This is a genomic window from Pseudoxanthomonas sp. JBR18 (genome assembly GCF_028198165.1).
In the GTDB taxonomy this organism is placed as follows: Bacteria; Pseudomonadota; Gammaproteobacteria; order Xanthomonadales; family Xanthomonadaceae; genus Pseudoxanthomonas_A.
On the sequence record NZ_CP116339.1, the window covers coordinates 898,507 to 923,678 of the forward strand.

The 25,172-nt window shown below is 62.2% G+C and carries 23 protein-coding genes and 1 tRNA gene; 3 read left to right on the top strand and 21 right to left on the bottom strand.

Features of this window, described 5'->3' with window-relative positions:
• Positions 1–68: 68 nt before the first annotated feature.
• The 11 genes from PJ250_RS04220 to PJ250_RS04270 form a co-directional block, all read right to left on the bottom strand.
• Positions 69–2,633, bottom strand: a complete 2,565-nt coding sequence (locus PJ250_RS04220) for a glycosyltransferase family 4 protein (RefSeq protein WP_271647299.1) — start codon at positions 2,631–2,633, stop codon at positions 69–71.
• Positions 2,630–4,732 carry a methyltransferase domain-containing protein gene (locus PJ250_RS04225; protein WP_271647300.1) on the bottom strand — a complete coding sequence of 701 codons (2,103 nt, stop codon included), beginning with the start codon at positions 4,730–4,732 and terminating at the stop codon, positions 2,630–2,632. The genes PJ250_RS04220 and PJ250_RS04225 overlap by 4 nt, the downstream gene beginning before the upstream one ends.
• A gap of 52 nt (positions 4,733–4,784) precedes the next feature.
• Positions 4,785–6,080 carry an ABC transporter ATP-binding protein gene (locus PJ250_RS04230; protein WP_271647301.1) on the bottom strand — a complete coding sequence of 432 codons (1,296 nt, stop codon included), beginning with the start codon at positions 6,078–6,080 and terminating at the stop codon, positions 4,785–4,787.
• Entirely contained in the window at positions 6,077–6,871 is a 795-nt protein-coding gene (locus PJ250_RS04235) for an ABC transporter permease (protein WP_271647302.1), read from the bottom strand. Before PJ250_RS04235 ends, PJ250_RS04230 begins: the two co-directional genes overlap by 4 nt.
• Positions 6,868–10,047, bottom strand: a complete 3,180-nt coding sequence (locus tag PJ250_RS04240; protein ID WP_271647303.1) for a glycosyltransferase — start codon at positions 10,045–10,047, stop codon at positions 6,868–6,870. The genes PJ250_RS04235 and PJ250_RS04240 overlap by 4 nt, the downstream gene beginning before the upstream one ends.
• Before the next feature lie 3 nt (positions 10,048–10,050).
• The gene (locus tag PJ250_RS04245; protein ID WP_271647304.1) at positions 10,051–10,296 is read right to left on the bottom strand and encodes a hypothetical protein; all 246 of its coding nucleotides are present in this window, start codon (positions 10,294–10,296) and stop codon (positions 10,051–10,053) included.
• Positions 10,297–10,401: 105 nt separating this feature from the next.
• Positions 10,402–11,604 carry a cystathionine gamma-synthase gene (locus PJ250_RS04250; protein ID WP_271647305.1) on the bottom strand — a complete coding sequence of 401 codons (1,203 nt, stop codon included), beginning with the start codon at positions 11,602–11,604 and terminating at the stop codon, positions 10,402–10,404.
• 91 nt (positions 11,605–11,695) lie between these two features.
• Positions 11,696–13,066, bottom strand: coding sequence for a pyridoxal-phosphate dependent enzyme (locus PJ250_RS04255; protein ID WP_271648520.1), 1,371 nt, complete (start codon positions 13,064–13,066; stop codon positions 11,696–11,698).
• A 190-nt stretch (positions 13,067–13,256) separates the two neighbouring features.
• The gene (locus tag PJ250_RS04260) at positions 13,257–13,475 is read right to left on the bottom strand and encodes an HP1242/YdcH family protein (protein WP_271647306.1); all 219 of its coding nucleotides are present in this window, start codon (positions 13,473–13,475) and stop codon (positions 13,257–13,259) included.
• Positions 13,476–13,808: 333 nt separating this feature from the next.
• Positions 13,809–14,690, bottom strand: a complete 882-nt coding sequence (locus PJ250_RS04265; protein WP_271647307.1) for a hypothetical protein — start codon at positions 14,688–14,690, stop codon at positions 13,809–13,811.
• Complete coding sequence (locus PJ250_RS04270) at positions 14,687–15,139, bottom strand: DUF4398 domain-containing protein (protein WP_271647308.1); 453 nt, start codon at positions 15,137–15,139, stop codon at positions 14,687–14,689. Before PJ250_RS04270 ends, PJ250_RS04265 begins: the two co-directional genes overlap by 4 nt.
• A gap of 98 nt (positions 15,140–15,237) precedes the next feature.
• Between PJ250_RS04270 and PJ250_RS04275 the strand changes: the two genes are divergently transcribed.
• Positions 15,238–16,374: a PilT/PilU family type 4a pilus ATPase gene (locus PJ250_RS04275; protein WP_271647309.1), complete on the top strand. Its 1,137-nt coding sequence runs from the start codon at positions 15,238–15,240 to the stop codon at positions 16,372–16,374.
• Between the two features lie 93 nt (positions 16,375–16,467).
• Here PJ250_RS04275 and maiA read toward each other — a convergent pair whose 3' ends face one another.
• From maiA to rplM, 6 genes are all read right to left on the bottom strand, one after another.
• Positions 16,468–17,145 carry a maleylacetoacetate isomerase gene (gene maiA / locus PJ250_RS04280; RefSeq protein ID WP_271647310.1) on the bottom strand — a complete coding sequence of 226 codons (678 nt, stop codon included), beginning with the start codon at positions 17,143–17,145 and terminating at the stop codon, positions 16,468–16,470.
• Between the two features lie 74 nt (positions 17,146–17,219).
• Positions 17,220–18,209 (bottom strand): fumarylacetoacetate hydrolase family protein, encoded by a 990-nt coding sequence (locus PJ250_RS04285; RefSeq protein ID WP_271647311.1) that lies wholly within the window; start codon positions 18,207–18,209, stop codon positions 17,220–17,222.
• A gap of 104 nt (positions 18,210–18,313) precedes the next feature.
• Entirely contained in the window at positions 18,314–19,051 is a 738-nt protein-coding gene (locus PJ250_RS04290) for a 2OG-Fe dioxygenase family protein (RefSeq protein WP_271647312.1), read from the bottom strand.
• A 182-nt stretch (positions 19,052–19,233) separates the two neighbouring features.
• Positions 19,234–19,308, bottom strand: a tRNA-Gln gene (locus PJ250_RS04295).
• Positions 19,309–19,361: 53 nt separating this feature from the next.
• Positions 19,362–19,754: a 30S ribosomal protein S9 gene (rpsI, locus tag PJ250_RS04300; RefSeq protein ID WP_271647313.1), complete on the bottom strand. Its 393-nt coding sequence runs from the start codon at positions 19,752–19,754 to the stop codon at positions 19,362–19,364.
• A 2-nt stretch (positions 19,755–19,756) separates the two neighbouring features.
• Positions 19,757–20,185 carry a 50S ribosomal protein L13 gene (gene rplM, locus PJ250_RS04305; protein WP_271647314.1) on the bottom strand — a complete coding sequence of 143 codons (429 nt, stop codon included), beginning with the start codon at positions 20,183–20,185 and terminating at the stop codon, positions 19,757–19,759.
• A 239-nt stretch (positions 20,186–20,424) separates the two neighbouring features.
• Here rplM and coq7 point away from each other — a divergent pair, with 239 nt between their 5' ends.
• Complete coding sequence (coq7, locus tag PJ250_RS04310; RefSeq protein WP_271647315.1) at positions 20,425–21,072, top strand: 2-polyprenyl-3-methyl-6-methoxy-1,4-benzoquinone monooxygenase; 648 nt, start codon at positions 20,425–20,427, stop codon at positions 21,070–21,072.
• A 210-nt stretch (positions 21,073–21,282) separates the two neighbouring features.
• On the opposite strand, the gene sugE is transcribed toward coq7, so the two are convergent.
• Both sugE and speD read right to left on the bottom strand, forming a co-directional pair.
• Complete coding sequence (gene sugE, locus PJ250_RS04315; RefSeq protein WP_271647316.1) at positions 21,283–21,597, bottom strand: quaternary ammonium compound efflux SMR transporter SugE; 315 nt, start codon at positions 21,595–21,597, stop codon at positions 21,283–21,285.
• Between the two features lie 195 nt (positions 21,598–21,792).
• Positions 21,793–22,587: an adenosylmethionine decarboxylase gene (speD, locus tag PJ250_RS04320; protein WP_271647317.1), complete on the bottom strand. Its 795-nt coding sequence runs from the start codon at positions 22,585–22,587 to the stop codon at positions 21,793–21,795.
• Between the two features lie 146 nt (positions 22,588–22,733).
• Between speD and crp the strand changes: the two genes are divergently transcribed.
• On the top strand, positions 22,734–23,417 hold the full coding sequence (gene crp / locus PJ250_RS04325) for a cAMP-activated global transcriptional regulator CRP (RefSeq protein ID WP_271647318.1): 684 nt from the start codon (positions 22,734–22,736) through the stop codon (positions 23,415–23,417).
• Between the two features lie 185 nt (positions 23,418–23,602).
• Here the strand turns inward: crp and PJ250_RS04330 are convergent, their stop codons facing one another.
• A complete protein-coding gene (locus PJ250_RS04330; protein ID WP_271648521.1) occupies positions 23,603–24,322 on the bottom strand; it encodes a haloacid dehalogenase-like hydrolase in 720 nt (239 codons plus the stop codon).
• 2 nt (positions 24,323–24,324) lie between these two features.
• Positions 24,325–25,116 carry an indole-3-glycerol phosphate synthase TrpC gene (gene trpC, locus PJ250_RS04335; protein ID WP_271647319.1) on the bottom strand — a complete coding sequence of 264 codons (792 nt, stop codon included), beginning with the start codon at positions 25,114–25,116 and terminating at the stop codon, positions 24,325–24,327.
• Positions 25,117–25,172 lie beyond the last annotated feature (56 nt).

Sequence of the window (25,172 nt, forward strand, 5' to 3'; positions counted from 1 at the left end):
CGTCAAAACAGATTTATTTAAATTCTCGACTAGGCGAGGAAGCAGCCTGTGCACGCCGTGCTGTCAAATTACTGGGCCGTGCCCCCAGGGGCAGATGATAACGCACTAGAGTGCCTCTGAGTCCCGTCTCCGGCGCTAGGCAAATCCCCCCGCAGGACCTCGACCAACTGATCGGAACTCTGACTCCACGTGAGCCAGCGCACACCGCCAGCACGAGGATGGCTGCCACGGCTATACATCTGCATCCAACTCTGCACCGCAGCGGCAAGGGAGCTCACGTCCGAACCCTCGAAATAGAATGCGCTATCGCCCGCGACTTCGCGAAACACCGGAATATCGCGGGCTAGCAGGGGCAACCCACGCTGTGCCGCCTCAATCAGCGGTAGACCAAATCCCTCCCCTTCCGATGCCGCCAAAAGACAGTCACAGGCGCTATACAGTCGCTCCAAAAATTCATCACTTATGCCCGCTAGCCAGAACAAGCGTTTGCCCAGTTCAGGGTGCTGACTCAATCGATCCGCCAACTCATCGACAAGCCAGCCGCGCTTGCCGACAATCACAAGGAGCACGTCCTGACCTTCAGACCACAAATACTCGAATGCCGCCAGCGCTTGGGTATGTCCCTTACGAGGCTCAAGGGTACCGACCATGAGGAAGCTGGTTCCAGCTTCCAATTGCCCAAGGATCGATTCCGCCTGCGGATCCAGCCCGGTGGTTGGCACACTTCCCTCAATATTCGCACCAAGATGGAACCAAGCCAGCGCAGGCGGGCGTTCAATGCCCTGTGACTTCATCCAGCTTTCTACGTCATCGGCAGTGGCGCGTGAAATGCAGATTAGTAGGTCAGCGTGGGCGGCGATTCCCCGGAGCCATCGCTCGTGATGCCTATGGCCGTCGCCAGGCCACCACTCCGGATGACGGACTGGAAGAATGTCGTACACAGTGAACGCGATACGCACTCCCGTGTTCCGGAAGTAATTAAACCAATCGGGCACCAAGGCCACGCTATCGCCGACCAGATCCAGTCCAAGAAAAATATCACCAGCATGGCAGACTAGCGCACCGTCTTCATGCACGGACCGGCCACCAAAAAACTCGCTCGCGTACCGATCGGCGCAGACGTACCTTCTTCGCTCACGATCAAGGCGTACAAGCTGCATGCAATAGCCTGGAGGCGGCCGGGCGCCCCATTCTGCGATGATTGCACGGGTCACACGCTGGATGCCGGTCTTGAGATCGTGTGCTGATAACTCGGTGACATCCACCATGATTTTTGGAAGCTTAGGAGGCACTGACCTATCCAAGGCGTCGGCGAGCGCCATCTCAACACCTATGTCCGCCGGCCGAGGCACAACCAATGCGTCAGCCGCAAAGTCGATCAGCGCATCCCCGTCGGGTAAAGCAGGCGCTGTTCGCCTTGAGGCGACTTCCTCACAGGCATCCAAAAAGCGATCGGCCACCTTCGCCCAGGAAAAATCGCGTGCGCGCTCTATCGAATATTCACGCAATGCAGCCAAGTCTTCATCATGGTCCAGATAGTGCGACATGCGCTCACGAATGGACTCAACATCGGCGGGATCGAATAGGGCCGGCTTGAACTGAACAATCTCGCGGATACTCGATGCATCGGACGCAATTACCCCGGCCCCGCACGACATAGCCTCCAGAACTGGAAGGCCGAAACCCTCGTGCCAAGACGGAAACACAAACAGTCGGCAAAGATTATAGAGCGCTGCGAGGTGAATATCGCTGATATATCCTGTGAAGACAATCTCTTGCGGCTCCAGCCCAGCTGCCGCAGCGCGGGCCCTGAGCTCGTCGACATGGGGCTGATGCATCCTTCCCGCCAACACCAGCCGACAGCGCATCCTTTGACGCCATTCCAGCCGAGCATACGCGTCGACCAGGCTCCGCAGATTCTTTCGCTCGTCCGAACCGCCCGTATAAAGGATAAAATCAATATCCAGCCCAAACTTATGCTGTACGAGCTTCTTGACAGGCGAGGTCTGGGATAGTTGCGTAAAGACTGGGTCGCAAGCAGCTGATATGTTAAACAGTCGGCCCGGCTCCAAGGAGAGTCCAGATTGGGCCTCTTCCATGGCGCAGTTTGAAATAGCGAGCAAGGCATCGGCCTTCTTGAGCCTCTCAAGCTTTCTTTCGTAATAAATTTTGTAAGGGGGCACCGGGTCCAGATAGACTTGCCGATTCATCAGTGGAATCAAATCGTAAAGGGTCACCACCGTCGGTATATCGAACAACTCAACCACACCCGTGACCGAATCGTCTCCGTAGCCCTCAAACAGACTCGACACATGGACCAGATCGGGCTTGAGCGCTGCGATCGCCGCATCTCTCACGACCTCGGCTGCCACGATACGATCCAAGTTTTCCACATGCATCCCCTTAACAGGGAGAGGCACGTGGAAGACATGGATATTCTCCGGCGGAAGGACCTCAAGAAACGCCTCACGGATCGGCCCCACCGTCTCCTCGAACGTCCCATTAAGAAGCAAGTGAATATCGTGTTCGCGCTTGGCGCGCGCGGCATTAAGCGCTAACGCCATACTATACCGACCGATTCCGCGATATCGACTCTCCGACTGCGCGCCCTGAAGATCAATAACAATTTTCATTCTGCTTCCTTCACTCGCGCCGCGCTCCGAACACGCTCTAGAATATGTTCTCCTCGAGCACTCAGCGCGGACGCCGACTCATTCCCAACGCCTCCGAATGATCCAACCTGGCCCAGCCCGCCGAACACGGGACTAATCGGCTCAGCTGACGGCACAAGCAGTCCCCGACGGGACACGAAGGCACGAAGCCTCGAATGAAGAGAAGGAAATAGTTTCAGAAATCTATTGGTTAACCGCCACAGCCTCGGTGTGGCGGAAAGAGACTGGATGACACGAACCATGTATCCCCGGGCAAAATCCCCCGGAGATCGATAGAACCGTCTAACAGAGGTTAGAGAGTGCCTCAAGAGTGACGTCATCCGCCAGCTGGTGCTCTCAACAATTTCGGCAAGCGCGGCCCTCGCCGCCTGCGCGGCCATGGACTGTCTGATCGCCTCAACACGATGCGCCTCCGTGATAGCCCTAGCCTCCTGCACATCTGCCTGCAGCATCTCGATAACCTGCATCTGCTCGGCCATAGCAATTTGCAGATCCGCCTCTCGCTTAACGCGCATTTCAGCCACTGCAAGTTGCTCTTGGTAGTCGCTGGCCCGCAAGAACCAGTGATGGGCATTACTGAGGGACTCGTTGAGCCTTGCCTGGAGATTCAAACCGCCATCGCGTAGATTCAGGAGCGTGCGCTGATAGATCTGGCCAGCGCCCTCCTGCTTAGAAGCGAGCAACTCCCAACCGTGGTGAACTTCTCCACATGGCTTTCCAAGCGCACCTTGCAGCGCGGAGAAGCTCCATTGCGCCTGCGGAAGATCTAAGACGATCCGGAAGGCATCCCGATAGCGAGAGGGCAGCGAGGCAACATCGAGCAACGGATTCCGGACAGGATCAGGTACTGAAATATCTCGATCAAATATCTCACGCAGCGTGATCAGGAGAGAGAGGATGAGATTGTCCGGCCAGACGCAATCCCGCGGATCTTTCGAAATAGCGCCGTAATCAATCAAACTGACGCCCCCACTCTCGCCAACAAGCAGATTCCAGCAACGAACATCGTTATGGTAGAGCCCTGCAGACTCCAGTGCCACGAGCTGCCCAATCAACTCGTCCGCCACGGACTCACCGGAAAAAGAGGCACCCTCCGCCATCAATTCCGACAGCAACTTACCTGGGAGTTGCTCGCGCAGTAGCCAGACGTCCCGCCTATCGACCTCATGCCCTATTAAGCGCGGAACTCTGATGCCCGGCGGCGGCGAGCATAGAAAGTCCATCTCCCGTTCAAACTCTGTCCGATTCGGCGCTTCCAGCAAAGGATTAAGCAGCGACATCCTCTTGAGCATAACGCCCTCGCCAAAATAGTAACGACGAGTTCCCATGTGGCTGCTCGAGGCATGCGCATGGGAAAGTGATCGCCAACTCGTGAACTCACGGAAATCGTCCCCAATCATCCAGTAGCGATTACTCGCATAAAAGATGGGCCGGACAATGTCCGAAAGATGTGTCTTCTGAAAAGAGGTGAGTTTGGTGAGCGCGTAGTCTCGCAGGAGGTCCGCTGGCTCCTGCGGCTGGGCATCAGCCCAATATAGGGGCTCATCACGAACCGCCATTTCATAAATTGCGACTGGAATGCGACTCGCGATACCGCCGATCAAATCCGCAACCGCATCCGTTCCGTGCTCGTGCACGAGATGATGGAATACACTCAGCCCCAGGACGAGATCATACTCATTATCCTTCAGGCATGCGATGACATCTTCTATACGTCCGTGTGCAAATACAGTGTTCTCTAGGCCTTGCTCTCGTGCCAATGCCTGGCAGACGGCGATATTACGCTCCAGAAAATCAACGCCGTAAACGGTGCATCCACGCACCGCGAGGCTCAGCGAAAAGAATCCCTGGGCACACCCAAGATCAAGCACTCGCGCCGGACGTCCCAGCGCCCCCTCCAGGTGATCGGAGACCCTCAATATCAGCTGCAGCCTCTCGGCGCAATCACGTGCGCTGTCTCCTGATAACTCAGGATGACCAAATATTGGCTGGTACTTCTCTGGAAGCGCCGCGACAAGATCAATGATAGAGAGCGCAGTAGGAAGTAGGGGGTCTGTCATGATTTAGAGCTCAAACGAAACGTGGGCCGAATCAACCAGCAAGAGACAACGGTCAGCGAGGCGTGCTGACGAAGTCTGCTTTCAGGTCGACAATGCCCCAAAATTGCATAGGGCGACTTACATCTACAAGGATAGCGTCGTAGCGGCGATCCAAAGGCACAAGCTCCGAAAGGGGATCACCGCTAGAGATTCCCATGGACACCATGTAGTGCCCCTCGTTGACAGCGAAGGGAACGCTGAAATGGCAGGTCACCACCTCGCCGGCCTTCGGCGACAAAACCTCGCGTCCGTCACTGGCTAGAAATGAATTGGTCCCGTAAAGAAACAGACCATCCAACGTCTTCAGAAGGAAGCCCGGCACAACGCTGTCGAAATCCTGGTGAAAAAGGATCTTCATGTGAAATTCGACGTTTGCGCCGCTTTCTATGCGGCCAGGAAAAATATCCTGGCCGCTGACAATCGCATAATCAATGATCGACGCCCCCCCCTGCCCCCATCGGTGCTCCTTTGCGTTGTAGCCGGGGCGCGTGTGAAAAATATCTTCTTGCCCTTCGGCGGAAATGGCCGCCACTGGAAGCTGAGCAGCCACAACATTATCTGGCGCACCGGCCGGAAGCTTCCCAAATAGCTCGTCCAGATACAAGTTTGAAACCTCGCGTGCGGGCCCGTCCGCATACAAACGCCCATCTTTGATGAAGATAACGCGCTCGCAATGCTTGACGATGTCGCCTACAGCGTGGCTGACCAAGATCAGAGTTGTTCCCTGTGCCTTGAACTCCTGGACGCGCTTGAAACACTTGGCTTGAAAATAGGCATCGCCGACAGACAAGGCCTCGTCTACGATCAGCACGTCTGGACGGAAGGCGGTAGCGACTGCGAACGCCACGCGAACCTGCATGCCGCTCGAGTACGTCCTAACCGGCTCGTCGAAGTACTCCCCGACCTCGGCAAAGTCTTCCATAGCGGGCATTGCCGCGTCGATCTGATGCTGGGAATAACCCATCAAACCAGCCGAATGGTAAGCATTTTGCCGGCCGGTCAGATCCGGATTGAACCCCATGCCGAGCTCGAGGATGGCGGCAATCTGACCGGAGCGATTGATCTGCCCCTCAGTCGGCTGCACGGTGCCTGTAATCAATTTCAGCAGGGTGCTCTTACCGGCGCCATTACGCCCGACCACACCGACCGATTCGCCGGGCGCGATCGTGAAGGAAACATCCCGAAGTACCCAGTGCTCCTCCCGCGGATGCACGTTCAATCCAAACCAACTGGCCGCGCGCAGCCACTGGCTACTCCAGACGCGGTAGGCCTTGCCGAGTCCCTCGACCTTCATGACTGGCCTGATCATAGTGCGTCCACCAATTCTTGGCTGGCGCGACGAAATACGACCAGCGAAGCGATTGCCAACAACACTGTAGCCAATGCCAACGGCGCCAGCGAGACCCAATCGGGCGCCTTGTCGTAAAGCAGGACCTGCTGGTATCCGGTAACCAGTGGATACAGCGGATTAAGCCTGAATACCTCTCCGACTCCTTTTGGCAGGATGCTGATGTTGTATACGATCGGCGTCAACCAGAACAGCGCCTGCAGCACAACGGGGACGACTTGTGCAATATCGCGCATGAAGACATTAAATACTCCCAGCAGAATTCCAATGGACATTGCAAACATTAACGTCATCATCATGAGCACCGGAAGCCACAGAACCTGATGTCCCGGGAAATGCCCCATCACCGCAAACACCAGAAAGATGGCCAGAAGCAGCAATACGTTGTTAATCAACATGGCACCGCCCGCAATGAAGGGCAGGCAGATTCGTGGGAACGCGATCTTCTTCATAAGATTTCCGTTCTCCACAAAGAGCGAAACACACTTGTTGACGGTTTCACTGAACATGTTCCAGCACAGCGTCCCTGACATCAGGTAGAGAGCATAGGCATACTTGTTATCAATACCAGGCAATTTCGCTGACAGCACCTCTGACAAGATGGTTGCAAAAATCAGGACCTGCATAAGAGGATGAATGATCATCCAAAGTGCACCGAGCTTGCTCTGCACGAAACGCATCTTCAGCTCGTTGTTGATCGAGGAGAAAATGAAGTACCTATAGACCCATAACGAGCGCAGCATATCTTTCATGAAGCCTTCCCTAGAGATGCATCGCTGCCGGATACGGCACATAGACCAACATCGTTTAGATGCCAGAGTGCGCCGGAGGGCGAGGAGCAATTGGTCGATGCAGCGTGAGCTAATGGTTTGCGACCAGTTCGTAACCAAGACAAGGCAAAGAGCAGATTGCCGAGGCGCTGACCGCCGTCTACGGAGACGTCATTGGAGCCCAGGATCAAGCCTTGTTGGACGAGCGAATGTCTCCTGAGCACGTTGAGCCCATGTACATCCGGAACAAGGATGCGCTCGCATACGTGGAGCCGTGCGAGCAGCTCTACCGGCCATGAGTCAAGCACCGCGGGATTCTCAAACACCAGAATGATGCCGCGCTGTTGCTCAGACAAGCGTGACAGCAACAACTCCAGTTGCGCAGGCGGAAGTAGATCATCTTGATAATGGATAATCACCGTCCCGGCATTGGCTCGCGCGACCTCGTCGGCCAAGATGTTCGCCGAGTCGTTGGAGTGCGCGGCCCAACAGGTACGCGACATTGCCGGGACCGTCACAGTGTCTCCGCCCTCCTCCATCAACACCGTCAGACGCCCAGGCAGGCAGCCGATGCATGAGGCAGCCTGTTCCGCACCGGAACGATCAGTCCTTAGAGAGCCAATCCAGGCCAAGACCGGTCTGCACGACGCCATAGGCCTGTCATACACTGCCTGTGCAAAACGCAGCATGCGGCGAGCGACGTCCTCCCAACGGAAGCTTCGACGCAGCAGATCCTGACCGCGCGCGGTCCGACGCGCGCGCGCCTCCGCAGGCATCTGCCACAGCTCTTTAAGTAATGTAGCCAAGTGGGGACGGGACGGCTCGGCCCAAACCGAGTGTGGCAGGCCGAACAATGTGTCCGCTGGGAAGAACTCGTAATCGATCAGCCAAGCGGTTTCTTTCGTGCAAAAGTCGGACTGACCGCCCCAAGCCGTGGTAATAACCGCAAGACCCGAGAGCATTGCCTCAGCCATCGGCAGGCCGAACCCCTCTGCGCGACTGGGCGCGACCATGACATGGCATTTTTCGTAAAGCCGTTTGAGCTGCGCGCCCTCCAAGTCACGCTCGATCACCAGCACGTGCGGGAATCCCGGACGTGCAGAACGCGCCTCTTGTACTTGACGCCCGATGTCCTGCTGCGGGTTGGGGAAAGTCTTGATAATCAGAGAAACGTCGTCGGCATCTGTGAAAGCATCGCCGTAGGCCTTGAGCAGGACATCCACGCCCTTGCGCGGAAGGCACGAGGATACATGCAAGAAACGAAAGGTCCGCGCCCGCAGCTCAATATCCTCACCTTCTGGAAGACGATCCCAATGGTCCACGCCGGCGCCACATACCGTGATCGGCAGGCCAACTCCATTGTCTACAAGCAACTTGGCCACATGGGAGGAAAGCGCGGAGATACCCTGCAAGAACTCATTGAAATCCGCGACCCAGGGCTTGGGAATCTCCGATTCTTCCCAGGCATAGGCGTGCAAGTAGTTAAATCTTGACTCCATATCAGCTACCCGCGGAGGATATAGCAGGCGGCTGGTAACGTCCGACGCGCGGGGAAGCAGACGTGAGGACGCAGCGTGCAGTTGGGCGATCAACGGATCAGCCGCAAGCAGGCCTGGATCGGGCACCAAATTTCCTGCACCGTCGGTGGAATGTAGTCCCACTTCGATACCTAGATGATGCATCGCCTTGGCGAGCTCCCTGTTGACCAGCGCTAGGCTATAGCTGCTGTCGAATGGGCCTTCGATTCGCCAGGTCGGCAGCACGGGAAAGGACTCCTCCCGTCTTGACACGCGCCGTGCTAGCTCCTCATTGCAGTCAATTGCCGCTGCAGCCGCCACCAAATCCTGGTCTTCAATTTTCTTTCCAGGCAAGTGTGCACCCGCTAGTGCAGCGATCAACGTCGAGCGAGTGTCCGCGATTCGCTGCAGCGCGGCACTCCAACCGAGCTGCCGACGGCTCGGGGGAGCATGCTCCTCGAAGGCATCCAGCGCCCGCGATGCACAAGATGCCCAGGAAAACTCTCGCGTCCTGCGCAACCCATAAGCGCACAGATCCTGCCGGAACGCAGGCTCAGCGAGGACGCGATAAATGGCCGATGCGATCTCGGAGGGTTGAGTGGGATCAAACAAAGCGTCCTTGCGGCCGATGACTTCAGGGATGCTAGTGAGACACGAGCCAATGACTGCAGTTCCACACGCCATTGCCTCCAAGGCGGGCAAGCCAAAACCCTCTTGCAGGGAAGGCAACACAAAAAGTGCAGCCGCACAATAGAGCTCAACCAAGGCGTCATCGGAAACGTGACCCGTAAAGACAAGCCTGTCCTCTGCCAAGCGCAAACGTCGCGCGACAAGCACAATACGATCGCGCTCAATCGCTGTCATCTTTCCACTGATGACCAGTTGATGCTTCGCCCTCGTTGCTTCCGGCAAAAGGGCGTAGGCAGCCAGAAGGCGCTCGAGATTCTTGCGGGAGTCCATCGCCCCGCTATACAGCAAATAATCTCCTGCAATCCCGTATTCGCGCATCAACCTGTGATGCACATCGGATGTAATCGCGATCGGTCTAAAGATCTCGGACGCGGCAGAAGAGATGTTGACCACACGCTCGGCGGGAAAACCCAGCATATCCGTCACATCACGCCGCACGTATTCTGAAATCGCCAACAACAAATCAGCCCGCTGCAGCGAAGCCATTTTGGCTTCGTACCAACTTGCCACGCTTTCGGAAGAAAGGTAAGAACGGTCGTGCAGCGGGATCAGGTCATAGAGTGTCGCCGACGTAAATCCGGCACCTGCGCTGATCGATGTCACAGCAGCATCGTTCGAACCTTCGATCAGACTTGATACATGCACTACGTCAGGCTGAATCGTCTGAAGAAAGGACGAACGCAACTGTTCCGATGCAGCCCGACGCCAGGCATTACTCGGATCCTGCCAATGTGACGGCTGGACTGAGCTGAATTCCACCATACGCTCTGCTGGCAGCAGATCCATCAACGAACCTAACCCAGGCGCGTCCAGGCTCGCATTGGACACCAGCCAGAACTCGTGGTTCCGCGGCTGCCGCAGCATGGCCTCTAGCAGTGCAGATGAGTAGCGGCCAATACCACGGTGCCGGCTCTCCGTCTGCACTCCCTGGATATCGATGACGATGCGCATTCGTCAATCGTCCTTAACGGCCATTGCGTTACGCAGCTCATCTAGTATCTGCGCGCCTCGCGCAGATAAGCCAAGCTCCTGCACGAGCACTTTTGGACGTCCATTGATGGCGGTATGACCGTGACCCATTGACTGTGCCAGTCCAGCACGGACACCGAAGCGTTTGATCGCCAGCAGAACGCCAGGCGTAATGGAAAGGATCCTAATGAGAGGACGCTTCAAGGCTGGGCGAAGCAGGACGAAACGCATGCAAGCTGCTAGCCACACGCGGCTTTGGCCGACATTCCGCGACGCGTCAATCGTAGGATGTTTCATTGGATGCGGATCGCGGCTTTCAGCATGCCAAGCGAGTTATCAAGGATGACGGGATCGGGAAGCAAGCGCCCGCTCCAGATCACCTCGCAAATCGGCGATGCCTTCTATTCCCACACTCAACCGAACCAACCCATCGGTGATCCCGAGGCGCGCGCGGCGTTCGACGGGAATGGAGGCATGGGTCATCAGCGCCGGCACGTTAACCAGACTCTCGACGCCGCCGAGTGATTCGGCCAGGGTGAACAACTGGGCATTTTCGCAGAAGCGTTTTGCAGCCTCAGCGCCGCCCTCGAGTTCGAACGAAATGATGCCGCCGAAACCAGACATCTGCTTGGCCGCCAGATCGTGTTGCGGATGCGAAGGCAGGCCGGGATAGATCACCTTGGAGACCGCGTCGTGTGCATCCAGCCACTGCGCCAGCGCCAGGGCGTTGTCGCAATGCGCTTTCATGCGCAGGTGCAGGGTCTTCAGGCCGCGCAGGGCGAGGAAGCTGTCGAACGGACCCTGCACGGCACCGGCGGAGTTCTGCAGGAACGCCAGCTGCTCGGCAAGTTCGGCGTTGTCGCCGACCACGGCCACGCCGCCGACCATGTCCGAGTGGCCGTTGAGGTACTTGGTGGCCGAATGCACCACGATGTCCGCGCCGAGGCTCAGCGGGCGCTGCAACATCGGCGAGGCGAAGGTGTTGTCCACCACCACCATCAGGCCATGGCGCTTGGCGATCTGTGTGATCGCGGCGATATCCACGATCTTGAGCATCGGATTGGTGGGCGTCTCGATCCACACCAGCTTGGTCTTTGGCGTAATCGCCGCCTCGAACGCCGCCGCGTCGGTCAGGTCGACGTAGCTGAAGGCCAGTCCCGCGCTGCGGGTGCGCACGCGCTCGAACAACCGGAAGCTGCCGCCATACAGGTCATCCATCGCGATGACGTGGTCGCCGCTGTCCAGCAGTTCCAGCACGGTGGCCGTGGCGGCCATGCCAGAGGCAAAGGCGAAACCCCGCGAGCCCCCTTCCAGCGCGGCTACGCAACGCTCGTAGGCGAAGCGGGTCGGATTCTGGGTGCGGCTGTACTCGAATCCCGAGTGCTCGCCAGGGCTGGACTGGGCGTAGGTCGAGGTGGCGTAGATGGGCGGCATCACCGCCCCGGTACTGGGATCGGGAGACTGCCCGCCGTGGATGGCGAGCGTCGCCAAGGCCAGGCTGCTGTCGCCGTCCTGGCTCCCGCGGGTATGGTCGGACATGGGGGACTTCTCAAAGAGCGGTCGGAATTCTAACAGCGCCTTCACCGGCAGGTGAGCGCCAAGTACCTGAATTCAAAAATGAACGCCGCATCTATTGCACCCGGCGTCGCAAGTAGTTCAGCAGGTCGATCCGGGTGATCAGACCGAGGAACTGCTCGCCGTTCATCACGATGGCCACCTGCCCCCGGTCGAACACCGGCAGCAGCGCCTCGATCGGCGAGGCCACGTCCAGCCGTTCCAGCTTGCTGACCATCGCGGTGGCCACCGGATCGCCGAAGCGCGCCTCGTCGCCGTAGACATGCAGCAGCACGTCGGATTCGTCGATGATGCCGACCAGCGTTTCGCCCTCCATGACCGGCAACTGCGACACGTCGTAAAGCTTCATGCGCTGGTAGGCGGTGGTCAGCAGGTCGGTCGGTGCCACCACCACGGTGTCCTTCTGGCTGTACGGGCGCAGGATCAGATCGCGCAGGTCGCCGTGCTGGGGGCGTTCGATGAAGCCGTTGTCCAGCATCCAGTAGTCGTTGTACATCTTGGACAGGTACTTGTTGCCGGTGTCGCAGACGAACACCAGCACCTTCTTGGGCGTGGTCTGCTCGCGGCAGTAGCGCAGCGCGGCGGCCAGCAGCGTGCCGGTCGAAGACCCGCCCAGGATGCCTTCCTTGGCCAGCAGCTCGCGGGCGGTCAGGAAGCTCTCCTTGTCCGGGATCGCGTAGGCCTTCTTGACCCGGGTGAAGTCGGAGATGTCCGGCAGGAAATCCTCGCCGATGCCCTCCACCAGCCAGCTGCCGGATTTCTCGCTCAGCGTGCCTTCGTTGATGTACTGGGTGAGGATCGAGCCGACCGGGTCGGCCAACACCAGCTCGGTCTGCGGCGAGGCCTTGGCGAAGGCGCGCGACAGGCCGGTCATGGTGCCCGAGCTGCCACAACCAAAGACGATCGCGTCCAACTGCCCGCCCATCTGCTCCAGGATCTCCGGGCCGGTGCCGAACTCGTGCGCGGCCGGGTTGTCCGGGTTGCCGAACTGGTTGATGAAGTAGGCGCCAGGGGTCTCGCGCGCGATGCGCGCAGCCAGGTCCTGGTAGTACTCCGGATGCCCCTTGGCCACGTCCGAGCGGGTCAGCACGACTTCGGCGCCCATCGCCTTGAGGTTGAAGATCTTTTCCCGGCTCATCTTGTCGGGGACCACCAGGATCAGGCGATAGCCCTTCTGCTGGGCCACCAGCGCCAGCCCTAAGCCAGTGTTGCCCGCCGTGCCCTCGACCAGGGTGGCGCCTGGTTTGAGGTCGCCGCGGGCTTCGGCGGCGCTGATCATGGACAGGCCGATCCGGTCCTTGATCGAGCCGCCGGGGTTGGCGCTCTCCAGTTTCAGATAGAGCTCGCAAGGGCCGGCATCCAGATGCTGGGCCTTGATGATGGGGGTGTGTCCGATCAGCTCGAGGACCGAGGAATGGATCGTCATGCGCTGGACAGGCTCGCGGTTGGAAACGTGGGGCATTATCGCACCGCGCCGCCCCGGCACTGTTCAGGCCGATGAACAGGACGCCCCCCCAAATGAAAGCGGCGACCCAAGGGCCGCCGCGGTCAGGGGAATTGCGCGGGTGCCGGCGTCCGACGAGGAAGTCACCGGCACCCGCGACTGCGAAGGGGCGTCAGTGGGGCGCGGCGTCGTATTTGCGCTGCAGACGTTGCTTGGCGAGCAGCTTCTCACGCTTCATCTGGCCCAGGGTGCCATCGTCGATGGCCAGCACGCCGAGCTCGGCGTCGGTCACCTTCTTGTCGAGCTTGCGATGGCGCTGGTAGAGCTGCTTGAACTCGGGATCGGACTTGATCAATGCCTCGATTTCGGACTGGGGTTGACCTTCGAACATGGGAGTCTCCTTCAGCTGAAATGCAAACGCCCCGGCCGGTCTGCGGCACAGGGCGTGGCGTGGGGGAGCACCGGATCGCTGGACCGACGCCCCGTCAGGGCGTCTGCGGTGAACTGCTCGGGTTGGGGCATCGGCGTCATCGGCTCGGCGTCTCCGTTCTGCCCAGACGATCCTGACGACCCGCCTGGGCATACGACCCTACTCCTGCCCAACGGGGTCGACAAGGCTTTGCGCAGGCAACATTCAGCCAATCCGACGAGCCGCCGATGCAGTCCCGCGCAAAGCGCGATGACCACCCCAAAAATCACATAAATGACTGATTTTTAACGAAAATCAAAGCGCCACCGTGATCACCGCCGCGCGCGCCTTGGTCCCGCTCCCCTTGTTGCCGCCATCGCTGACCTGGGCCTTGGACACTCCTGCCTTGAGCAGGGCACTGCGCAGCGCCGCCGAGCGACGAGCGCCCGGTGTCTGCTTGTCGCCGTAGCCGTCGACCCGGGCCTTGGCGCCCTTGGTCGCATCCATGTAGGCGGCCAGCGCCTTGACCGCGGACCTGCCGGCTGCCGACAGCTCCGACTTGCCGCTGACGAAGACATCGGCGGGCAAGGTGAAGGCTTCGCTGCCATCGTCGGCGAAAGTGGACTTGGGCAGCTTCTCGCCGGACATCAGCTCGGCCTCCTGCCGGGCTAGGGCCGCGTCCTTCTTGCGGGCTGCGGTGAGCTTGGCCTGCTGGGCACCGGTCGCGTCGGTCAACGCTTGGTCGGCTTCGGCGGCTGCCTCCGCGTCGGCCTGCTGGCGCAGGCGCTCGGCCTCTTCGGCCTGGATCTGCTGCTGAACGCGCAAGCGCTCGGCCTCCTGGCGGGCACGTGCGGTCTCGCGGCGGCTGGCCTCGAGCAGCAGGCTGTTGCGAGTCTGGTCGAGATCGGCGATCTGCTGGGAGGTGCGCCCGGTCTGTGCTGCCAGTTCGGCGATCTCGACGCGGCGCTGGGCAACGTACAGCGCACTATCGCGCTCGCTACGGGACGCATCGGCATAACGCTGGATCGCCTGAACCGCCTGCAGGCGTTCGTAGGCGCCCTGCTCGCGCAGGTCCGGATTGGCGTCCAGCGCGCTCAGCCGCGCATTGAGCTGGGCGATCACCTCATCATCAGCGGCCAGGGCGACGCCCGTGCAACACAGCAACAGGGCGAGCATCAGGAGACGGGACAGGATCACGGCGTGCCCTCCGGGGTGGTGACAGGCAGGGCGGGAAGGGCGTCAGCGGGCGGCAGCGGCGCCGGCGGTGGTGGCGGCGGCTCCGGGGTGGCCAGCGCTCTGCGGAGCCGGTCGACCTCGGCCTGCTCCTGGGCCAGCTTGGCTTGCGTGGTCGCCTGTTCACTGCGCGCCCGGGCCAGATCCGCGTCGGCCTGGGCCGCCATTGCCAGCCCCGGCCCTTCGCGGCGCCCTTTGCGCGTATCCCCCAACGCTTGAGCTTGGGAGACCTTCTGCCGTGCCGACTGGATCAGATCCGGGGCGTACTGGTCGGCATCGGCCTGGGTGGCACGCTGGACAGCGGCCTGCGCAGCGGCGATCTCGGCCTGTTGCGCGGTGGCCGGTGCGGCGAACGAAAAGGCAAGGACGAGCGCACACAGCGCTCCAGGAATTTGTGCGAAGCTACGAATCATGAGGGTACGCGGCGTTCATGGGGAATCCGCGGCCATTGTCGTCAAGCCCGCGTCGAACATGCAACGCGTGGAAGCATCCGCCAGCAGGGGTTTTCACCATGGACATCGGCTATTTCCTCAAGCTGATGACGGAAAAGAACGCGTCGGACATGTTCCTGACCACCGGCGCGCCCGTCTACATCAAGATCGAAGGCAAGCTCTACCCGCTGGGCAATACTGGCCTGCCACCGGGCATGGTCAAGAAGATCGCCTACTCGCTGATGGACGAAGGCCAGGTGCCGCAGTTCGAGCGCGACCTGGAGCTGAACATGGCCGTGGCCCTGGCCGACGCCGGCCGCTTCCGCGTCAACGTGTTCAAGCAGCGCGGCGAGGTCGGCATGGTGATCCGCGCCATCCGCAGCAAGATCCCCTCCATCGAGGAACTGCAGCTGCCGGAGGTGCTCAAGGACATCATCATGACCCCGCGCGGCTTGGTCCTGCTGGTCGGCTCGACCGGTTCGGGCAAGTCGACCTCGCTGGCCTCGATGATCGACTACCGCAACTCCAGCACCACCGGACACATCCTCACCATCGAGGACCCGATCGAATACCTGCACCGGCACAAGCAGTCCATCGTCAACCAGCGTGAGGTCGGCCTGGATACCCACGCCTTTCACAACGCGCTGAAGAACGCCATGCGCGAGGCGCCGGACGTGATCCTGATCGGCGAGATCCTGGATGCGACCACGATGGAGGCGGCCATCGCCTTTGCCGAGACCGGCCATCTGTGCCTGGCCACGCTGCACTCCAACAACGCCGACCAGACCATCGAGCGCATCCTCAACTTCTTCCCGGAAACCGCCCACAAGAACGTCCTGATGAACCTGGCGCTGAACCTGCGCGCCGTGGTGTCCCAGCGCCTGGTGCGCGGCGTGGACGGTCGGCGTTTGCCGGCGGCCGAAGTGCTGATCAACACCCCGGTGATCCGAGACCTGCTGCGCCGTGGCCAGATCCACGAGATCAAGCAAGCCATGGAGGAGTCGCTGGAAGACGGCATGGAGTCCTTCGACCAGTGCCTGTTCCGCATGGTCAAGGAAGGCAAGATCGCCCAGGACGAGGCGCTGCGCGCGGCGGACTCGCGCGACGGACTGGCGCTGAAGTTCCGCCTCTCCGAAGGTGCTGCCGGCGAGCATGATCCCTATGCCGACCTCTACGAGCAGAGCGGCACCTCATCGATCACCCACGGCTTCAGCTGAGACGTCCGTGGGAGCCGCCATGGCGGCGATGGGACCTTACTGGGGAAAGGCCCGTCGCCGCCATGGCGGCTCCCACAGGAGGAGAGACCTCTCTCAAACCTCCAGCGGCGCCAGCCCTGGCGCGTCGGGCTGACACTCGGGACTGGCGTGCTGGAAGGCCGGCAATGCCAGGCAAGCCTGCTCGATCCGGCTCAGGGTCGGGAACGGCGTCATGTCCACACCAAAACGCCGCGCGTTGTAGACCTGCGGGACCAGGCAGCAATCGGCCATTCCCGGCGCCTCGCCATGGCAATAGGTCCCCGTGACCAGGTCGTCGGCCAGCAGGGCCTCCATCGCCTGGAAGCCTTCGACGATCCAGTGGCGCACCCAGGCATCGCGCTCGACCGGCGGCACCCGCCATTCGTGCTCGAAGTAGCGCAGCACCCGCAGATTGCCCAGCGGATGCACATCGGCGGCCACCAACTGGGAGAGGCCGCGCACACGCGCGCGATCGCGCGCGGCCGCCGGCAGCAGGGGCCGTTCCGGCCAGCTTTCGTCCAGGTATTCCAGGATCGCCAGCGACTGGCGCAGCACGCGCCCGCCATGCAGCAGCGTGGGCACCATGTGCTGGGGGTTCAGGCGCACATAGTCCGGGTGATGCTGCTGCCCGCCATCGCGCACCAGATGCACCGGCAGCAGCTCGTACGCCAGGCCCTTGAGGTTCAGGCCGATCCGCACGCGGTAGGCCGCGCTGGAACGCCAGTAGGAATGCAGCCGCAACCGCTCGGACATGCGTCAAGACACCTTCAACGGAAACAAGCGGTACCACCTGCGGCACCGGGCGCACATTGTGGAACCTGCTCCGACTAGGGCAAGGGCTGGCGTTCGATTCGCTGCTCGATCGCACCAAAAATGGGACTTCCGTCGCTTGCCCGCATCTCGATGCGCACCGTGTCGCCAAACTTGAGGAAGGGCGTCGCGGGTTTGCCGTCGCGCAGAGTCTCCACCGTGCGCTGCTCGGCCAGGCAGGACGCGCCCTTGCCCGTGTCGTGGTTGGCGATCGTCCCGGAACCAACCAGCGTCCCGGCCACCAGCGGACGGGTGCGGGCCACATGGGCGATGAGCTGGGCGAAGTCGAACTGCATGTCGACACCCGCCTCCGGCTCACCAAACCAGCCACCGTTGATCTGGGTCAGCATCGGCAGGTGCAGCTTGTTGTCCCGCCAGGCCTGGCCCAACTCGTCGGGGGTGACCAGGACCGGCGAGAGCGCCGAGCGCGGCTTGGACTGCAGGAAGCCGAAACCCTTGGCCAGCTCGCCGGGGATCAGGTGGCGCAGCGAAACATCGTTGACCAGGCCGATCAACTGGATGTGGTCGGCCGCCTGCGCCGCGTCGACGGCCATGGGGACGTCGTCGGTCACGACGAGTACTTCTGCTTCCAGGTCGATGCCGTAGTCCTCGCTGACCACGCGGATCGGTTCGCGCGGGCCCAGGAAACCCGCGCTGGTCGCCTGGTACATCAGCGGATCGGTATAGAAACTCTCCGGCACCTGCGCGCCGCGCGCCTGGCGCACGCGCTCGACATGCGGCAGGTAGGCGCTGCCGTCCACGAATTCATAGGCGCGCGGCAGCGGCGCGGCCAGTGCCGCCATCTCCAGATCGAACGCACCGTCGGCCTGATCCGCATTGAGCGACTCGGACAGCGCGTTCAGGCGAGGCGCCAGGTTGGACCAGTCCTCCAGCGCGCGCTGCAGGGTGGGCGCGATGCCGGTGGCGCGCACCGCGCGGCTGAGGTCGCGCGAGACCACGATCAGCGTGCCATCGCGGCCGCCTTCCTTCAGGGAACCCAGTTTCATCGATGTCCTCCGCGCCCCTCCGGCGCAATCGTTTCGATTGTAACGACTGCGCGCCCGACCGGAAGACCACTCCTCGACGCCCAGCCAGGCCGATGCGGACCGCGTCAGTCCTCGCCCTGGAATGCGCCGGCACGGTAGGTCAGCACGAGGGTATCGCGATGCCCCCCCTGCTCCAGCGGCTGGATCGGGGTGGACTCATGGATCACCCGGGCATCATCGAGCAACAGCGCCGACCAGGGCTGTTCCAGGGTGAAGCGCTGACCCTGCGTGCCCTGCGCCTCGAACACGCGGGTCTCGCCCCCCTTGATGCCCACCCGATCCACCAGCAGCACCACCACGAAATCGACGCCGTCGCGATGCGCACCCTCCGGCGTGGGCCGGCCGATGCCATCGGCCGTATCGATCCGGAACTGGTGCGCCTCCACGAACCAGCGCGGCTGATCACGCATTGCGAAAAAGAGCCGACCGAAACCCTCGATCAAGCCAGGCCATGCCACCTGCGCCAGGGTCTCGGCGGTGACCGGTTCGAACCAGCGGTGCATCCCGCCGTGCAGGGCGTTGTAATCCTCCGACTGCCAGTGCGCACGCGGCGGAGCCTGCAAGAGCCGGTCGCCCTCTTGCACGAAACAGGCATGGCGTCGCCTCCGATAGCGCCCGCCGTCGCGCAGATAGGTGTCCACGGCCAGGTCATCCCAGCCTGGTGTCAGGGCGTCGAAGGCATCGGCGGGACAGCCGGCGATCGCCGAGACCGCCGCGCGGTCGAGCACCGCGTAGCCATCCAGGCGCATGCGATCGACCACATCCGCGGCCGGCGTGAGGGGGGGAAGCGGGGAAACACGCATGACAGACTGTCTCGAGATGATGCGCGCGGCGTGGCCGCGGCGGGACAGCCACCGATTCTACAACCTGACCAAGCCAGACCCTGTTCCACCCATGCAACAGGAGCGGACACGCCGTGAACGCGAGCGCGGCCGTTTGGAGGGGCCAAGAAAAAACCCGCCACGAGGGCGGGCTTTCTTGAAGATGGCAGCCCCGGAAGGATTCGAACCTCCGAATGCCTGAGTCAGAGTCAGGTGCCTTACCGCTTGGCGACGGGGCTGTGGAACAACCAGGCGGCCATTGTAACGCCGCCCGGCGTAAAGCAGAAGATGATCAGCGCTTGGAGAACTGGGTCGCGCGACGGGCCTTGTGCAGACCGACCTTCTTGCGCTCGACTTCGCGCGCGTCACGGGTCATGAAGCCCGCCTTGCGCAGCTCGATCTTCAGGGTTTCGTCGTACTCGACCAGCGCGCGGGCGATGCCCAGGCGGATGGCGCCGGCCTGGCCGGTGGTACCACCGCCAGCAGCGGTCACGAAGATGTCGAAGCTTTCGGTGTTGTTGGTCAGCTCCAGCGGCTGGCGCACGATCATGCGCGCGGTCTCACGGCCGAAGAACTCGTCCAGCGGACGGTCGTTGACGGTGATCTTGCCCGAGCCCTTGCGCAGGAACACGCGGGCGGTGGAGGACTTGCGACGGCCGGTGCCGTAGTTCTGAGTGATAGCCATGATTAGATGTCCAGGACCTGCGGCTGCTGAGCGGCGTGCGGATGGGCGGAACCAGCGTAGACCTTCAGCTTGCGGTACATGGCCCGGCCCAGCGGGCCCTTCGGCAACATGCCCTTCACGGCGGTCTCGATCACGCGTTCCGGGTGACGCTCCAGCGCCTGCTGCAGGGTCTCGGTCTTCAGGTTACCGATGTAACCGGTGAAGCGGTGATACTTCTTGTCGGTGAGCTTCTTGCCGGTCACGGCAATCTTCTCGGCGTTGATGACGACCAGGTAGTCGCCGGTATCAACGTGGGGGGTGTAGACCGGCTTGTGCTTGCCGCGCAGACGGCGGGCCAGCTCGGTGGACAAACGACCCAGGGTCTTGCCCGAGGCGTCGACGAGATACCAGTCGCGCTGGACGGTCTCGGACTTGGCGGTGAAGGTGCTCATGAAAGAAGCTCTTTGTGTTTGGTCGGGCGGATTGCGCGCAGGCCTTGACCCGTGCGGAACTTTGCCACGCGTTGTGAAGGGTGAAACCGAAGGCGCGGAATCTTACGCGTCCTCGCCCGGCTTTGCAACCGCCGGGCCAGCGCGCCCGGCCTGCGCGGCGATCGCGACTTGGCAGCGCTCCCGTGCAGGGCGAACATGGCCGCATCCGCCGCTGCGCGGCGCCACCTCCCTGCCCCGACATGACCGCCGCCATCCGCCTGCATAGCCGCCTGGACCTGCTTCTGGCCGAGGCCCAGCACGCCCTGGAAACCACGCTCGGCAATCCGCCGGCCCAGCGCCCCTACCCGGCCAGCGCCACCCCCGATGTCGCCCTGGACAAGACCGAGCGCCGCCACGCCGCCGGCTTGATGCGCATCAACCACGTCGGCGAAGTCTGTGCCCAGGCGCTCTATTCCGGCCAGGCCGCCGTCGCCCGCGATGCACAGACCCGCGAACACCTGCGCGAGGCCGCCCAGGAGGAAACCGACCACCTGGCCTGGTGCGCCCGGCGGCTGCGCGAGCTGGACAGTCGCCCCAGCCTGTTCAACCCGCTGTGGTACGGGGGCAGTTATGCGATCGGTGTCGCGGCGGGGCTGCGCGGGGACGGCTGGAACCTGGGCTTCGTGGTCGAGACCGAACGCCAGGTCGAAGCCCACCTGGAGGAACACCTGGAGTCGCTGCCCCCCGCGGACCTGCGCAGCCGCGCCATCCTGCGAGTGATGAAGGAGGACGAGGCGCGCCATGCGGACCATGCCGAGCATGCCGGAGCGCGCGTCCTGCCCTTCCCGATCCCGGGCGTGATGCGACTCGCGTCGCGGGCGATGAAGACTGTGGCGTACCGGCTCTAGGCGGGTGCCGCCGGGCGCCAAACGCTCCCCGTCCTCGTCTCGGCACAGCCATTGTTTTTGAGGGAAGAGCTGGCAGCCAACCCGCCTAGCTGCCCCTCGCAGGCAACGAAGCAATTCCGTGGGAGCCGCCACGGCGGCGAGTGGCTTTACTGGTAAAGCCTCATCGCCGCCATGGCGGCTCCCACTCAGCGCTCTGCCTCACAGGCCCGGTTACCCCACCAGCTTCAATCCGATGACGCCGGCCACGATCAAGCCGATGCACGCCAGCCGCGCCGGCGAGGCCGACTCGGAAAACAGGAGCACGCCGACCACGGCCACGCCGGTGGCACCGATACCGGTCCACACCGCGTAGGCCGTCCCGACCGGAATCCCCTTCATCGCCTGGGTCATCAGCCACAGGCTGGCGCCGGCCGCGGCCATCGTGCCTACGCTCGGCCATAGCCGGGTGAAGCCTTCGGTGTACTTCAGCCCGATGGCGAAGCAGATTTCGAGCAGGCCTGCGGCCAGCAGATAAGCCCATGCCATTCCTTTCTCCTTGCAGCGTGCGTCACTTGCGACCCAAACCCGCCGGGGCGAAAAAAGCGAAACGGCCCGGGCGCGAACCCGGACCGTCGTCGGTCATCCAGCAGCGCGGACCTGTCGGGCCGCGGGCGGGTCGTCCCGCCTCAGATCCCAAGAGCATCGGGTAGCGCCATGCAACTTGCGCTGTCCCGTTGACCTTTACTCGGCCAGGTTGCGGCCGTGGAACAGCTCCTCGATCTCCCGCTTGAGCAGGCTCTCGATCTTCATGCGCTCCTTGAAGGACAGGTTGCGCGCCTTTTCCTCGAACAGATACTGATCCAGGTCGAAGTCGGTCAGGTGCATCTTGGTGTGGAAGATGTTTTCCTGATAGACGTTGACGTCGATCATCTCGTAGCGGGACTTGATGTTCTTGGCCATGAAGTCCTGGATCGAGTTGATCTTGTGATCGATGTAGTGCTTCTTGCCCTTGATGTCGCGGGTGAAGCCACGGACGCGGTAGTCCATGATCACGATGTCCGACTCGAAGGACTCGATCAGGTAATTGAGCGCCTTCAGCGGCGAGATGACGCCACAGGTGGCCACATCGATGTCCGCGCGGAAGGTCGCGATGCCCGCCTGGGGATGCGTTTCGGGATAGGTATGGACGGTGATGTGGCTCTTGTCCATGTGCGCGACCACCGCGTCGGAGATCACCTTGTTGCCGGCCTGCTTCTTGTCGATCACCGGCTCTTCGGAGATCAGGATCGTCACCGACGCACCCTGGGGGTCGTAGTCCTGACGCGCGACATTGAGGATATTGGCGCCAATGATCTCGGCCACATCCGTCAGGATCTGGGTCAGGCGATCGGCGTTGTATTCCTCGTCGATGTACTCGATGTACCGCTGGCGCTCGTCTTCGGAGACGGCGTAGCACACGTCGTAGATGTTGAAGCTCAGCGCCTTGGTGAGGTTGTTGAAGCCCTGCAGCCTCAGGCGCGGCAGTGGTTTGACCACGGCGGTGGACCTTCGCAGATGAAAAGGGTGAAGCGGAGAATTATGCGGCAATTGACCTGACCATGAAATGACACCGCGACGCACATTGCCGCCGCCGACCCATTCAGACTAAGCTCGGTCCTGTTCGTTTTACTTCATGAGCTGCCATGAAAGCAGGTCTGCCCCCGAGCTTGACCCGATCCCCGGCCAGTGCGCTGATCCCGGACCTGACGACCATCGAGTCGTTCCTGTCCAACAGCCATCGCCGCCGCTACCCCGCCCGCGCCGATGTTTTCCGACCCGGCGACCCGGCCGGAACCCTGTATTACGTGGTCAGCGGCTCGGTGAGCATCCTGGCCGAGGAAGATGACGATCGCGAGCTGGTGCTGGGTTATTTCGGTCCCGGCGAGTTCGTGGGCGAGATGGGGCTGTTCATCGAATCGGACCGCCGCGAGGTCGTCCTGCGCACCCGGACCCAGTGCGAACTGGCTGAAATCAGCTATGAACGCCTGCATCAGTTGTTCGGCGGGGCCCTGGCTTCTGACTCGGCCAAGCTGCTGTTCGCCATCGGCACCCAGCTCTCGCGGCGCCTGCTGGATACCAGCCGCAAGGCCAGCCGTCTGGCGTTCCTGGATGTGACCGACCGCATCATTCGCACCCTGCACGACCTGGCCCACGAGCCGGAAGCCATGAGCCATCCGCAGGGCACCCAGTTGCGGGTCTCGCGCCAGGAGTTGGCGCGCCTGGTCGGGTGCTCGCGCGAAATGGCCGGACGCGTCCTGAAGAAGCTTCAGGCCGATGGTCTGCTGCACGCACGCGGCAAGACGGTGGTGCTGTACGGAACACGCTGAGCGACGCTTCCGACGACTTCGTCACAAAGTGGCCGGGATTTCCCGGCCATTTTTTGTCTGATTCTACTGACGTCTTCCATGACCGAAGTCTTCCTGCCCGTTTCCAGGCGCATCTCGTCGGGACTTGCATAAAAGTGCGTCTCGAAAGCCGATCAGGTGTATGACCGGCATCCGCCTGTGAGCCTTCAGGTCACCGGACTGCCAGCACGGCTGGTGCATCCCCAGTTCAAGATGGGCGTTCCGGCGGGCAGCAGGCGGCGGAACGCCTCGACCTTGTCGACCTTGGGGTTGACCACGACCGGCCGCGCGGCGGCCAGCAGCAGCGGCAGGTCCGCGCTGCTGTCGCTATAGGCCACGGCGACTTGCCCGTAGCCCTGCTCGCGCAGCATCCGCATCTTTTCTTCGTGGTGGCAGTGCCGGCGGGCGATGACGGCCCCGAACTTTGGCCCGACCACGGTGCCAATCACCGGCACGTCCTGGTGGGCGACGAAGGACAGGATCGCCCGGGCCAGTTCCGGCGGGGCGCCGGTGGCCACCACGACGCGATCCCCGGCCGCGCGGTGGGCCGTGAAGATCTCCAGCGCCGCGTCCAGCAGGCGGCCTTCCATCTGAGGCCGGTTGCGCTCGACATAACGGTCGATCAGGTCGTCCAGGTCCCGGCGCCGGCGCAGGCCGACCGTGGCAATCCAGACATAGCCGGAAATCCCGCGCCGGCGCGTCGGTAGCCAGGCCACCATCGGCCCCAGGAGTGGGGTGACCAGCAAGGCGGCCGCAGTGCGCAGCCAGCTGCGCCGGATCAGCCAGGCGAACAGGTGGCTGCCCGAATCGCCGTCGTAGAGGGTGTGGTCGAAATCGAACACCACCACCGGCGCATCCGCGGCCGGCGTGGGATACGGGCCGGGCACGGTCATGCGAAGAACAGCTCCCGCAGGGCCTCGCCAGGCTCGGGCGCGCGCATGAAGGTCTCACCGACCAGGAAGCCGTGCACGCCTTGACCGCGCATCAAGGCCACGTCCGCCGGGGTCGCGATGCCGCTCTCGGTCACCAGCACGCGGTCGCGCGGCACCGCGTCCTTCATCTCCAGCGTGGTCTGCAGCGAGGTCTGGAAGGTGCGCAGGTTGCGGTTGTTGATGCCCAGCAGCGGCGCCGGCACCTGCAGCGCGCGCTCAAGTTCGTCGATGTCATGCACTTCGACCAGTACGTCCATGCCCAGCTGCATGGCCAGATCGGCCAGGCCGACCAGTTGCACATCGTCCAGCGCCGCCACGATGAGCAGGATGCAGTCGGCGCCCAGGGCGCGTGCCTCATAGACCTGGTAGGGGTCGATGGTGAAGTCCTTGCGCAGCACCGGCAGCGTGCAGGCCTCGCGCGCCTGTTGCAGATAGGCGTCTGCGCCTTGGAAGAAGTCCACGTCGGTGAGCACCGACAAACACGACGCGCCGCCAAACTCGTAGCTCACCGCGATCTCGGCCGGGTGGAAGTCCGGGCGTATGACGCCCTTGGACGGGCTGGCCTTCTTCACTTCGGCGATCACGGCGGCATCGCCGGCGGCGATGCTCCGGCGCAGCGCATCGGCGAAGCCGCGCACGGGCGAGGCTTCGGCCGCGCGGGCGATCAGCTCGGCCAGCGGAACCGCCGCACTGCGCGCGGCGATTTCCTCGCGCTTGCGAGCCAGGATGGTGTCGAGGATGTCGCTCATGGGTTCCGGGGCACTCTGGCGCCAACGCAGGGCCCGCATTGTCGCATTGTCACGCG